The organism is Desulfosporosinus acidiphilus SJ4, assembly GCF_000255115.2.
Classification (GTDB): domain Bacteria; phylum Bacillota; class Desulfitobacteriia; order Desulfitobacteriales; family Desulfitobacteriaceae; genus Desulfosporosinus; species Desulfosporosinus acidiphilus.
On the sequence record NC_018068.1, the window covers coordinates 1,975,105 to 1,987,228 of the forward strand.

General features: G+C 43.1%; 12 protein-coding genes. 9 read left to right on the forward strand and 3 right to left on the reverse strand.

Annotated features, from left to right (window positions below):
- Positions 1-258 precede the first annotated feature (258 nt).
- The gene (locus DESACI_RS09080) at positions 259-1,431 is read left to right on the forward strand and encodes an NAD(P)/FAD-dependent oxidoreductase (protein ID WP_014826889.1); all 1,173 of its coding nucleotides are present in this window, start codon (positions 259-261) and stop codon (positions 1,429-1,431) included.
- A gap of 38 nt (positions 1,432-1,469) precedes the next feature.
- Here the strand turns inward: DESACI_RS09080 and DESACI_RS09085 are convergent, their stop codons facing one another.
- Positions 1,470-1,916: a demethoxyubiquinone hydroxylase family protein gene (locus DESACI_RS09085; RefSeq protein WP_014826890.1), complete on the reverse strand. Its 447-nt coding sequence runs from the start codon at positions 1,914-1,916 to the stop codon at positions 1,470-1,472.
- Between the two features lie 370 nt (positions 1,917-2,286).
- On the opposite strand from DESACI_RS09085, the gene DESACI_RS09090 reads away from it, so the two are divergent.
- The 8 genes from DESACI_RS09090 (at position 2,287) to DESACI_RS09125 (ending at position 9,692) form a co-directional block, all read left to right on the forward strand.
- On the forward strand, positions 2,287-3,486 hold the full coding sequence (locus DESACI_RS09090) for an HpcH/HpaI aldolase/citrate lyase family protein (protein ID WP_014826891.1): 1,200 nt from the start codon (positions 2,287-2,289) through the stop codon (positions 3,484-3,486).
- Positions 3,437-4,906: a phosphoribosyltransferase family protein gene (locus DESACI_RS09095; RefSeq protein WP_014826892.1), complete on the forward strand. Its 1,470-nt coding sequence runs from the start codon at positions 3,437-3,439 to the stop codon at positions 4,904-4,906. The genes DESACI_RS09090 and DESACI_RS09095 overlap by 50 nt, the downstream gene beginning before the upstream one ends.
- Positions 4,872-5,987: a cysteine protease StiP family protein gene (locus tag DESACI_RS09100; RefSeq protein WP_014826893.1), complete on the forward strand. Its 1,116-nt coding sequence runs from the start codon at positions 4,872-4,874 to the stop codon at positions 5,985-5,987. The genes DESACI_RS09095 and DESACI_RS09100 overlap by 35 nt, the downstream gene beginning before the upstream one ends.
- Positions 5,984-6,820, forward strand: coding sequence for an HAD family hydrolase (locus tag DESACI_RS09105; protein WP_049804055.1), 837 nt, complete (start codon positions 5,984-5,986; stop codon positions 6,818-6,820). Before DESACI_RS09100 ends, DESACI_RS09105 begins: the two co-directional genes overlap by 4 nt.
- 214 nt (positions 6,821-7,034) lie before the next feature.
- The gene (locus DESACI_RS09110) at positions 7,035-7,817 is read left to right on the forward strand and encodes a TerC family protein (protein WP_014826895.1); all 783 of its coding nucleotides are present in this window, start codon (positions 7,035-7,037) and stop codon (positions 7,815-7,817) included.
- A 21-nt stretch (positions 7,818-7,838) separates the two neighbouring features.
- Positions 7,839-8,450, forward strand: coding sequence for a TerD family protein (locus DESACI_RS09115; RefSeq protein WP_014826896.1), 612 nt, complete (start codon positions 7,839-7,841; stop codon positions 8,448-8,450).
- Positions 8,451-8,477: 27 nt separating this feature from the next.
- Positions 8,478-9,056: a TerD family protein gene (locus DESACI_RS09120; RefSeq protein WP_014826897.1), complete on the forward strand. Its 579-nt coding sequence runs from the start codon at positions 8,478-8,480 to the stop codon at positions 9,054-9,056.
- A 57-nt stretch (positions 9,057-9,113) separates the two neighbouring features.
- Positions 9,114-9,692, forward strand: coding sequence for a TerD family protein (locus DESACI_RS09125; RefSeq protein ID WP_014826898.1), 579 nt, complete (start codon positions 9,114-9,116; stop codon positions 9,690-9,692).
- Between the two features lie 366 nt (positions 9,693-10,058).
- Here the strand turns inward: DESACI_RS09125 and DESACI_RS09130 are convergent, their stop codons facing one another.
- The gene (locus DESACI_RS09130; protein WP_014826899.1) at positions 10,059-10,496 is read right to left on the reverse strand and encodes a hypothetical protein; all 438 of its coding nucleotides are present in this window, start codon (positions 10,494-10,496) and stop codon (positions 10,059-10,061) included.
- A 392-nt stretch (positions 10,497-10,888) separates the two neighbouring features.
- Entirely contained in the window at positions 10,889-11,911 is a 1,023-nt protein-coding gene (locus DESACI_RS09135) for a molybdopterin-binding protein (protein ID WP_014826900.1), read from the reverse strand.
- Positions 11,912-12,124 lie beyond the last annotated feature (213 nt).

Here is a 12,124-nt window from a genome sequence, read left to right on the forward strand (position 1 = left end):
TCTTCGGACAGGGCTTATATTTTTTAGGAGAGAAAGGCTTTGTCACTCCACAATCGTGGTGGAGAGACAAAGCCTTTCTCAAGTTGTGCAGCTAATAGAATGAGAAAATTTAGTAATTAATACGGAGGAAGAGAGCATTTCTTGCCGAACTCATACTTAAAAGTTAAATCGAAAGGGCCCTTTGTCAGTTGAAGATCAGTTGAGGATAGAAGAGACCCCTAGAACTCTTTACTTTCGTATAAAGGTGGTTGAACTGTCATGAACAATAGCGGTGTACAGCCGAAAGCCGATGTGATCATTATTGGAGCAGGTATTATAGGTTTAAGCATCGCATATCACCTGCTGGAGCGCGAACCTCAATGTTCGATTATCGTCTTGGAAAAGGAAAAATTGCTGGGTCTGGGTTCAACAGGAACATGTACCGGAGGCATTCGTTATCAATTTACCAGTCCTCTGCTCAGGAAGCTAAGTCTGCAAAGCCGGGATTTTTTCCTTAATTTCGAAACAGTCTTTGATGCTCCTTGCTGGTATCGGGAGCGAGGGTATTTAATGCTGGCCTCGCAGGAATTCCTATGGAAGGAGCTCCGGCAGGCAACAGAACAAGCCAAGGATGAAGGGATTCCTATCAACCTGCTTCTCCAAGAGGACTTGGAAAAGAATTTCCCCTATCTGCAGAGAGAGCGTTACTTGGGGGGAACCTTTGGCCAATGGGATGCCTATGCGGATCCTTACGCTGTCCTAGCGGCTCTTTATGCTTCAGTGCGCCGCAAGGGAGTCAGGGTCAATTTTGAACAGGAAGTTACTAAAATTATTACCCGGGACGAAGATGTTATAGGTGTTGAAACGACGAAAGGAACGCTTTGGAGCCCCATTGTTGTGAATGCCTCCGGCCCTTATGCCGCTAAAGTGGCAGCTTCAGCGGGAATTATGCTGCCCGTACATCCTTTCCTACGCCAGGTTTATGTTTGTACCAACCCCAAAGATGTACCGCCTGCTGCTCCTTTGATTGTTGATCTAACCAGTGGTTTTTATCTGCATCAGGAAGCCAGCGGAAAAACAATTTTATTGGGAGGAACAGATAAAGATACTCGGCCTGGAATTGATGAAACAATTGACAAATCCCTGGCGGAAGAGTTTTTTATGGCGGCGATGGAGACAATTCCTTCCGCTCTGAACATTAAATGGCTTCGCACTTATACAGGAATTAGGGAACAAACTTCCGATTTCCACCCCATTCTCGGTGAGGTTTCCGAATTAAAAGGATTTTTTGTGGTCAGTGGATTAAGCGGCCACGGTTTTATGCATGCTCCGGCCATTGGCAGTATTATGGCAGAGCTAATCATTAAGGGCGGCTCGGAACGAATCGAAAGCTCGTTACTTTTTCCCCAGCGGTTTTCCAGAAGTCATCTCTCGGAAGCCCTTGAATTTTAGTCCAAAAGAAAGTGCTAGACTGATTTAGTCACTGCAAATTAAATCGGATGTTTTTTCATATAGTCTTGGAGCCAAAGACTATGGAATTCTTCATCCAATCGATATTCCATGAGAGTCCGGCGCAGTATTGAATACTTTTTGTCGGTACTTTCCTGAATAAAGGCTTGGTACGTTTGTATAGCTTTATTTTCTAAGGCCATGCCAAGTTTGCAGGTATTATGTGCCCCCGTCGACTTGACCATGTCTCCGAGAAATGTACCAGCTAAACTAAACACTGATCCCTTAACGGTGGGCGGATCGACATTTGCTTTGTCTAACTCTTCGGCAAAAAAATCCACATGACCTTGCTCAATCTGGGCCATCTTTTCAAAGGCATGGCAATAGTATTCGTCTGTTGAGGACTGTAGCTGTTCGTTATAATAGGCTACCTGGAAGGTTTCCAAGGTATAAAATTCTTTAAATCGCGACAGTAGTTTTTGGTCCATGATTTACTCCTAAATTTATTTGAACGCAACTTCTTGATCGTTCACTCATTATATTAAAATTCATCAAAAGGCTGATTTCTATTCGGATATAAGCGTGCCTGCCATTTATATATGAAGAAACCATCGTATTTTTCCATCTAAGATTCCCACTTATATAAAGTAGGGTTATTCCTTAGATCCAATCGTGAGACTCCCACTTCAAAAAGTGGGAGTGATCCCCATTGAGTACACTCCTGCGGTAGAAGTAGATTTGAGAACTTGCAAATTTGAGCTGCCGAAAAAGAAGGATTTAAAAACCATGTCTAGAATTGGTAAATAAACGATGATGACGATTCAGCAACGATTATGATGGTTTAGTTAGGGGGAAAAGGTGAGACATTTCAATTATTTGCCGCGCGAAGGTCAAGATATTACGTTTTTTAAGGCTCCGGAGCCTTTCGATAAATATACACCGCGTTCTGTCCTTGCTTATGCTCTCGGCGCGACCCTTTATATGCCGGGAACACGGAAAACCATTGCTCAAGACATTATCGATAAAAAGAATCCGGCTTTGGTCTCAACAGTCTTTTGTTTAGAAGATTCCATTGGAGATGCTGAAGTGCCTTTGGCAGAAGAAAACCTGACTGTTCAATTCGAGAGACTTGGTCAGGCGATTGAGCGTGGAGAGCTGTTCAAGGAGGATCTTCCTCTGATCTTTCTGCGAGTTCGTAACCCTGATCAAATCCTTAGACTCTACCGGAGGATGGCAGGGTTTTCTCATTTGGTTGCCGGGTTTGTCTTCCCGAAATTCACTTCAGATAGCTTTCGTTACCTGGAAGTGCTTAAGGATCTGAACCATCAATCCTCGGATCGATTTTACGGAATGCCAATCATTGAAAGCCCTCAAGTAATTTACAGGGAAACTCGAAGCCGTGAATTGTTAGAAATAAAACGGCTTCTTGATTTGTATCAGGATTTTATCGTAAATGTTCGAATAGGGGCTACCGATTTCTCCGGCCTTTTTGGAATTCGCAGAGGGCCGGATGTGACCATCTATGATATTACCGTTATACGTGATTGCATCGCTGATATTCTCAACATTTTTGCTCGAGCTGAGAGCGGTTATGTCGTTTCCGGACCTGTCTGGGAATACTTTGCTGGTGAGGGCAGGGTACTAAAACCTCTACTGCGTAAAAGTCCTTTTGAAGAATTCCAGAGGAGTCATCAGGGAATTCAGGGGACCAACCTGCGAGGTCAGCTCTTAAACAAGTACGTTGACGGCTTGATGCGGGAGGTCATCTTAGATAAGGAAAATGGAATGATTGGCAAAACCGTCATTCATCCCAGCCATTTGATCCCTGTTCAGGCTCTCTATGTTGTGGGGCATGAAGAGTATCTTGATGCTATGGCTATTTTAGAACAGTCCTATGGTCAACAGGGGGTCATTCGCAGTCACTATACTAATAAAATGAATGAACCTAAACCGCATTATCAATGGGCTCAAAAAATATTAAGTCGAGCTCAAAATTATGGAGTATTTCATGAACAACAAAATTTTGTCGGGTTACTCAGGCAAGACTTATCAGTATAAACTTGAAGATCTTAGTTTAAAGATTTGTCTGCAGAGCAACCCTTTTACTTTGGAACCCGAAGCCCTGTTTTCTTTGGCTTTAAGGAAAAACAAGCGGCGGAGATTTTTATTTGTCAGCAAGGTCTTGGGCAAACATATTCCAGTTGAGCCCTTATTGCCGCTTTTAGCCGGGGCCGCCTTAGCGGTTCAATATGCCAACTCGCTCTCGGGAATTACTCATCCATATACCTCCTCGCTGCTTCAGGCCCTTAGGACAAAACAGAAGTTGCAGGAAGTTTTTGCAGAACTGGTACAAAAGCCTCTTATGGTTCTTCCGGAGAAGACCTTGTTTATCGGCTTTGCCGAAACGGCAACGGCTTTAGGACAATCGGTTTTCGGCCTGTTTGAAAATGCCGGTTATCTTCATACCACCCGGGAAGATATTCCTTGTTTAAAATCCGAACTCGAATTTCGCGAAGAGCATTCTCATGCCATTAATCACCGTTGCTACTTGAACAACAACGACGATCTGCACACTGCAAAAACTATTGTGTTCGTTGATGATGAGCTGACCACAGGAAATACCGTTCTTAACCTCATCCGAGCAATTCATCATCAATACCCTAAGAAGAATTATGTGACTCTGTCGCTTCTGGACTGGAGATCAGCGGAACATCGTGCGGCGTTCAAACAGGTGGAATTAGAACTGGGTATAAAAATTCATTCGTTTTCCTTGCTGGGCGGAGATTTTAGCTATACTGATCCGGTCAAGGGACAAAGCCCAAATGCTGATCCTTCCTGGGAACCCTTTGCTGTCGGAGATCTGACTCAGCCAAAAGGAAACCCCTCAATAGAGTATCGAACGCTTTCGGAAGGTTATCCTTTTGTTCCATTGGAGCTGGTGCCTGTTTACTCTCTGGATTCTGAGGGACTTAAGAACCTAACTCCCTATCTAAGACTGACAGGCAGATTTGGATTATCCTGGAGTGACCATCAGAAAAGCATCTCTTTAGCCCAAAAAGTTGGCCGGGCATTGAAACACCATCGTCAAGGAGCTAGGACACTTTGTCTGGGAAGCGGAGAATTTATGTATTTTCCTATGTTGATCTCAGCGTATATGGGTGATGGAGTAAAATTCCATTCTACCACCAGGAGCCCAATCTATACCATAGCCAAACCTGACTACGCCATTCAAAATGGATGGGCGTTCCCAAGTCCTGAAGATCCGGGGGTTATTAATTACGTCTATAATCTACCGGCAAACTATTACGATGAAGTGTATTTTTTTATTGAAAGAGAGATATGTCGTGAACGGTTATACCCTCTTCAGCAAATATTTCACGCTAAGGGTATTTTTCGTGTTGTTTTCATATTTTGTGTATCTTCCTCAGAAAGGAGATCTTTGAGTGACCTTAAGAACCCCTCGGCGGCCAATTCCTGATCCATTGCCTATGGGAAGCTATAGCCCCGAAGATGTGATTTTTCTTTTAAAAAACCTTAATGGTGTTATTCGAGAAACGGATTTAAAAACCAGGGAGAGTTTGATTCAATCAGGAGGACATTATTCAGAAATGTTGCCTATTGAATATCAGCCCAGTGCAGAATATCTCCGTCTTTTTCATCAATCACTACAGGAGAATGCCAATAAAGTCGCTGAAGCGGCAGGAATTGTTTCAGAACAAATCCTGCGCCGCAATGGCAGCAGGACCGTTCTCGTTTCCTTAGCGCGGGCCGGAACCCCTATCGGAGTTTTGCTGAAACGTTATCTGCTTGAAAAGCGAGGGTTGAACCTTCCCCATTACAGTATTTCGATCATACGCGGGAAGGGAATGGATGAAAATGCGATTCTTTATATCCTTCAACATCATCCGGAGTATAAACTTCAGTTTATTGATGGTTGGACAGGAAAAGGGGCGATAACCATGACACTGCGTGATGCCTGTCTTAAGTTCCAAGCGACCTATGGATACGAACTCGACAGTGATTTAGCCGTTCTCACGGACCCGGGGCATTGTGTCAATACCTTTGGTACCCGTGAGGATTTTCTTATTCCAAGTGCTTGTTTGAACTCTACTGTTTCAGGATTAATCAGCAGAACAGTGTTAAGAAAGGATCTAATCGGTGAACAGGATTTTCATGGGGCGAGATATTATCAGGAACTTGAGGCCGAAAATGTTTCCGGTCTCTTTGTGGATACCATCTCGGCCCAATTTAAAAATCTTGATAGGGAACATTTGGCGAATTTACCCTTGAAAAATACTGAGATTACCTGGAAGGGACTCAAGGACTTAGAGGAAATTCAGAAAAAGTATCAGGTGAGGGATATTAATTTGCTGAAACCAGGTTTGGGAGAAACAACGAGAGTTCTCTTAAGACGGTTGCCTGAAAGGATTTTGGTCAATGAACCGGATAACCCAAACTTAAAACATATTCTGCTGTTAGCCAAGGACAGAGGAGTTCCGGTAGAAGTTTTTCCGGAATTAACTTACGCCTGCTGTGGTATGATCAAGCAATTATCATGAGGAAATCAATGTTATTTGCCAGCGACCTTGATCAAACTTTAATCTATTCTCATCGTTCCTTAACTCCTTCGTCGAAGGCTGATCCAATCTTGCCGGTTGAGCGGTTAGATAATCGGGATGTCTCTTTCATGACTCAAAATGCCCTCAAGTTGTTACAAGAACTATCCGGGCAGATTCTCTTTGTACCCGTTACCACCAGAACAATACTTCAATATTCCCGAGTTAATTTGCAAGGCTATGGGATATGCCCTCGTTACGCTGTGACGAGTAATGGCGGAACTGTTATTCAAGAAGGCTGCGAAGATAAGGCGTGGAAAGAACAGGTTTTAGCAGGAAACGTTAATTGCGCGGATGTTCGGGATTTACTTAGTAAGTTTCGGGAAATTTCTCATCCTTCCTGGGTGCTCAAGGAATCCGATAAATTAGCCGATGACCTGTTTTATTATTGTATCGTTGACCGCGAGAAAATGCCTTATTCTGAATTAGACGATTTTGCTCTCTGGGCCGGTAAGCTGCGTTGGACTCTTTCGATTCAGGGAAGAAAACTCTATCTCATTCCGTACCATGTCAGTAAAAAGTCCGCTATTCTCTATCTTCAAGAAAAAGAAGGTCTCAGCACTCTTGCGGCGGCCGGTGATTCTCTCTTAGACCTTGAATTGCTGCAGCAGGCTGATGCGGCTTTTGCACCGTCCCACGGCGAGCTGTTTTTGCAATATCAAATGGGAGTGTTTACTGCAAAGAGAATTAACAATCAAGGAATTCAATTTACCAGGACCAGCGGTATTGGAGCTGCGGAAGAAATCTTACGACATGTTCTAAAGATGCTTGATTAAAGGTAAGTTGTATAATGTATTCATTTCAAGTACAATGAGTGTGGTAAACATTGTAAAAATAATCGCATAAAACGTATTCATGTGTTAAAGTAATGGTTAAAATAGCATAATGGAGGAAAAATGTGAAAGTTATGTGAACATTTTAAACGTAGTGTTTTGCTTCCCTTGGTTGTGATACTATACAATAAACTTGTGTCAATAGGAGTGGTTCTAAGTGGATTCCGTTTCATCTTTTTTCCATGGAGTATCTCAAAGTTATGCTCAGTTTTTTTCACTCCATGCGTTACTGGCAACCCTGTCAGATCCGGTAAGCTTTGGGATTATTGGTTCTCTGATCATTCTGGAAGGCTTATTATCAGCGGATAATGCTCTGGTTTTAGCTGTTATCGTACGTGAGCTGCCGAAGCGGCAACAAAAAAAGGCGCTTTTTTATGGGATTTGGGGTGCCTATCTCTTTCGCTTTTTAGCCATTGGGTTTGGAGTTTATCTCGTACAAATCCGTTGGGTAAAAATGATAGGAGCCCTCTATTTGCTTTGGATGTCCTTCAAGTATTTCTTCATGAACAGTGAAGAAGAGGATGGGACGGTGGAAGGGAAGTCTAAAAGCTTCTGGGGCACCGTACTGCAGGTTGAATTGATGGATATTGCTTTTAGTATTGATAGTGTTCTGGCTGCTTTTGGAGTGAGCGGAAAGGTTTGGGTACTATTCCTCGGTGCGGTTTTCGGGATTTTGATGATGCGGGGAGTCGCCCGGATCTTCTTGATTTTAATTGAGAAGTTCCCTGAGATCGAGACAACGGCCTACGTTCTAATTAGCCTCATCGGCCTTAAAATGATGGCTTCCGTGTTTGGCTATATTGTATCGGATTCGCTGTTTTTTGTGATTTTGGTGGTTGTTTTCTTCAGCACATTCTTTGTGCATTACTTTAAGTCAATGTTAGGACAGAAGGACAAACCCAAAGATGATAATGATTCTAAGGAAAACAAGGTATCTTGAATATCGAATGGAGGATGAGTTATGGCTGTTATTAACTTGCAAAAAGGACAAAAGATTGACCTTACGAAAGGAAACCCGGGGCTAACGAAAATTATGGTCGGTTTAGGTTGGGATGAAGCAGCGAAGTCAAGATCGGGGGGCTTTTTGAGCAGTCTTCTGGGAGGAAAACCTCCTGAGATCGATTGCGACGCTTCGGCCTTAATGCTGGATGCCAATGACAAGCTTACTCGCAAAGACCGTTTGATTTATTTCGGGAATCTGCAAAGCGTTGAAAAAAGTGTTAAACATAGCGGCGATAATCTTACAGGCGGCGGAGACGGGGATGATGAACAAATCCACGTGGATTTAGCCATGGTTCCCGCTGAAATTCACAAAATTGTGTTTGTGGTTAATATCTATGACTGTGTCAAACGAAGACAGGATTTCGGCCATATTGCCAATGCTTTTATTCGCGTCGTTAATTCCGGTAATGGACAGGAACTTTGCCGTTTCAATTTGACGGAAGACTATTCTGGAAAAACCAGCTTGATTGTAGCTGAAGTCTATCGCCATTCCGGCGAATGGAAATTTGCTGCTCTAGGGGAAGCTACCAGGGATGCTTCTTTGAGCGAAATAATTCGCCGTTATCAATAATAAGTATTGTGGAAAGGGGATATTATAATGGCTATCAGTTTGCAAAAAGGTCAGAAAGTGGATTTAACGAAAGGAAATCCTGGTTTAAAAAAGATTGTTGTTGGTTTGGGTTGGGACGTTAACAAGTATGATGGCGGCAATGACTTTGATCTCGATGCCTCGGCTTTTTTGTTAAATGCTGAAGGTAAAGTGGCAGAAGATGGAAATTTTGTTTTCTTCAATAATACTTCAAGTCCTGAAGGTGCTGTTGTTCATACGGGAGATAATCGTTCCGGAGTGGGCGAGGGCGATGATGAGCAAATTAAAGTTGATCTTTCTTCAGTACCAAGCAGTGTTGCTAAGATTTCTTTTGGAATTACTATTCATGAAGCCAAGGAGCGTCGCCAAAACTTCGGACAAGTTTCCAATTCTTATGTGCGGGTTCTCAATGAAGAGACAGGTGAAGAGATTATTCGCTATGATCTGGGTGAAGACTTTTCCGTTGAGACAGCCATCGTGGTAGGAGAACTTTATCGTAATAATGCAGAGTGGAAATTCAATGCTATCGGCAGCGGGTATCAGAATGGACTCGCCGGATTATGCAAGGATTTTGGCTTAGACGTCTAAAACTTTTGGAAACAAGCGATTGAAGAAATAAAATTGAATGGGCAATGAGGTGTTAACATGATTAGTTTGCAAAAAGGACAGAAAATTGATTTAACAAAAGGAAACCCGGGACTTTCCAAGATTATCGTTGGCCTGGGCTGGGATACCAATAAATATTCAGGCAGGGCGGATTTCGATCTTGATGCTTCAGCCTTTCTGCTAGATCAAAATGGCAGGGCTGGAGGAATTGAAGATTTCATCTTTTACAATAATCTCGTAGGTGGAGGAGGTTCCGTACAGCATACCGGTGATAACCTGACCGGAGAAGGTGAGGGCGATGATGAGCAAATCAAAGTTGATCTTGCCGCTGTGCCCAGTCATGTCGACAAGATTGCCTTCACAGTAACGATTCACGAGGCAATTGCTCGCGGTCAAAACTTTGGGCAGGTCTCCAATGCCTATGTGCGGGTTATTAATGAAGTTAGCGACCAAGAAATCATGCGCTACGACCTGGGAGAAGATTTTTCTGTTGAAACAGCTTTGGTCGTTTGTGAACTTTACCGTCATCAGGGAGAATGGAGATTTAATGCGGTTGGGAGCGGATTTTCCGGAGGACTTGCAGCTTTATGCGCCAATTATGGCCTGCAGGCTGGCTGATGCCAATAAAGTAAATAACCTGACCTCATAAAGAAAAACATGGCTGGCGCCCGAAAACATCGTCTTAGCACTTGTTAGCCTTTGGCGCAGGCGGATGCTTAGTTGCACGGAGGTCTTCTAGTATTTAAAAAGTCGAAACAAAGTTTAAGTAACTTCGTTTCGACTTTTTCTTTTTCAGGAGTTTACAATCATTATCCCAATCTGAGACCGGAGGTTCATTTTTAGGTTGTCGAGTTCAATGAGGTAATGGCAATTTAATTAAAATTATCGGCTATGTATGGTTATTAATGGAAGGAAGGAGGCGAACCAAACCTTATGGGGCTGATGGATACCCGTTAGGATACTGCGCTTGCATTAAGGACTTTCTTAGGCAAAGTACCTAAAGAATAAGGAAAGTTTCGTTTCTTGATCCTTGCGAAATAAAGAGGTGTATTTTCTAGGGGCTATGATCAGAGCTCTGTCGCGGAACAAATAGACTTTAATCTCTCGCTTAAAAAGGTTTAAGTTTCTGTGTTCATAGATTGTTAAGAATCCTTCGGTGCTTTTTAAGATAAAGCCAAGGTTTGCTAAGGCCTTTGTAAGACTGTTTAGATATTCCCGACGATTCTTGAAGTCAACCATGAAATGTACTTCCCTTAAATTATGGGCGAGAAAGAAGCTGCCAATTAAGGAAACGGAAAATCCATAAATAAGTAAATTCATATCAATGGGCAGGAGCAAACGACAGAGAGAAAGAATCAGAAACGGAGCTGTAAGAGGCAGCAGAGTTTTTATGTAGGACTGCAGGAAGCTTTTAATTCTCATACCTAATCCCCCTTCAAAAGGCATATTAAGTAATTTAGAATATTCGTCCGGCACAGAAATGTTACTAGTGTTTATGGGAGATTTCGATTTCGATAAAGATTAAGATTAATATTATAAATAGGTACTAAAAATAGTGAACTCGTTCAGCTAAAGCTGAACATCGGGGCTTCGGTGGGATTCTACCCCCACCGAAGCAGAGACCGGGGACCACTCCCACTTAGTGGGAGTCTCACGATTGGATAAAAAATTTAAAGATGATGCAATAGGGTTTAAAAAATGGCTCCGAACTTATTAAGTCCTCGGCCATTTATAGATGGTGGATAAAGAGAACGGGGACGACTCTCACTTAGAGAAGTGGGCGTTTCACGATTGGATAAATGGGGGTAACTCGTTCACTTACCGAAAGAGCATTGAGGATAGGTGCAAACAGGGCATTCCAAACAGAGACCTCCGTGACCAAGCTTTACAATATCCAGGCGGGTAAGACGTTCTCCCGTAAGGATACGAGGAGCCACTAAATCGAATACAGTGGTTTTGGAGTACATAACACAGCCCGGTAAGCCCATAATCGGAATATCTCCCAGATAAGCAAGCAAGAACATGGCGCCGGGCAGAACGGGAGCACCATAGGTGATAAGCTGAGCGCCCATTTCTTTAATAGCCGTGGGGGTGACGTCGTCAGGGTCCACTGACATTCCTCCGCTGACCAAAACCATCTCTGCACCTTGTTGAATTTGATCTCGGATAGCCTTTTGAATCATAGATACATCATCGCTGGCAAAGGTCTGATCCAGGGCGGCCGATCCCCAGCTTTCAATTTTCTGTCTAAGGACGGGACCAAATTTATCTTTTATCCTGCCATGAAAGACTTCACTGCCCGTTGTTACAATCCCAACCTTGAAGGTTTTCAAAGGGCGAATTTCGAGGATCGGCGCAGAAAATGTTCGGACTATTTCTTCCGCTTCCAGAATCGCCTTTTCGTCAATCATCAGGGGAACAACCCGTGTTCCTGCGATTTTATCTCCTTTTTTCACGGGTCGGTAATTGTGAATCGTTGCCAGGACCACATTTTCCAAAGTATTTAAGGCTAATATGCCGTCTTCAGAGGCGTAAAGGAGTCCGTCCCAGGCTGCTGTAATATTGATTTTTCCTTCTTTGGGTTCGCTGAGATCAAGACCGGGACCTGCGACAGCATGGGCCAGGCGCTCAGCAGCTTCGTTTTCGTGGATGAGGCCCGGCGTTTGATCCCAAACATAAATATGTTCTTTTCCCATTCCGAGGAGTATGGGGATATCTTCTTCTCGAATGATATGCCCTTTACGAAAACGGGGGCCTTTGGTTACGCCGGGAATGATTTCTGTCATGTCGTGAATCAAAACCGCACCGACTGCATCCTGAACTTTGATTTTCTCCATGGGAAAGCCTCCAATACATCATGATGTATTTTGACGAAATATTAAATTTAATATAGTTTGTCTATATTCAGCATGGTATCGTATTCTTATTAAGAGGTCAAGGAATATAGGAAGAAACATAAGAGAGTGAAGCAGAAAACGGGGACCACTTCCACATAGAGAAATGGAGTCCCACGATTGGATGAAAATCAAGGGGTCTATGTTATAATATAA

Coding starts and splice junctions, on each gene's coding strand:
- DESACI_RS09085 (WP_014826890.1), bottom strand. CDS start 1,916: ATGGACCAAAAACTACTGTCGCGATTTAAAGAATTTTATACCTTGGAA.
- DESACI_RS09080 (WP_014826889.1), top strand. CDS start 259: ATGAACAATAGCGGTGTACAGCCGAAAGCCGATGTGATCATTATTGGA.
- DESACI_RS09095 (WP_014826892.1), top strand. CDS start 3,437: ATGAACAACAAAATTTTGTCGGGTTACTCAGGCAAGACTTATCAGTAT.
- DESACI_RS09115 (WP_014826896.1), top strand. CDS start 7,839: ATGGCTGTTATTAACTTGCAAAAAGGACAAAAGATTGACCTTACGAAA.
- DESACI_RS09105 (WP_049804055.1), top strand. CDS start 5,984: ATGAGGAAATCAATGTTATTTGCCAGCGACCTTGATCAAACTTTAATC.
- DESACI_RS09130 (WP_014826899.1), bottom strand. CDS start 10,496: ATGAGAATTAAAAGCTTCCTGCAGTCCTACATAAAAACTCTGCTGCCT.
- DESACI_RS09120 (WP_014826897.1), top strand. CDS start 8,478: ATGGCTATCAGTTTGCAAAAAGGTCAGAAAGTGGATTTAACGAAAGGA.
- DESACI_RS09125 (WP_014826898.1), top strand. CDS start 9,114: ATGATTAGTTTGCAAAAAGGACAGAAAATTGATTTAACAAAAGGAAAC.
- DESACI_RS09135 (WP_014826900.1), bottom strand. CDS start 11,911: ATGGAGAAAATCAAAGTTCAGGATGCAGTCGGTGCGGTTTTGATTCAC.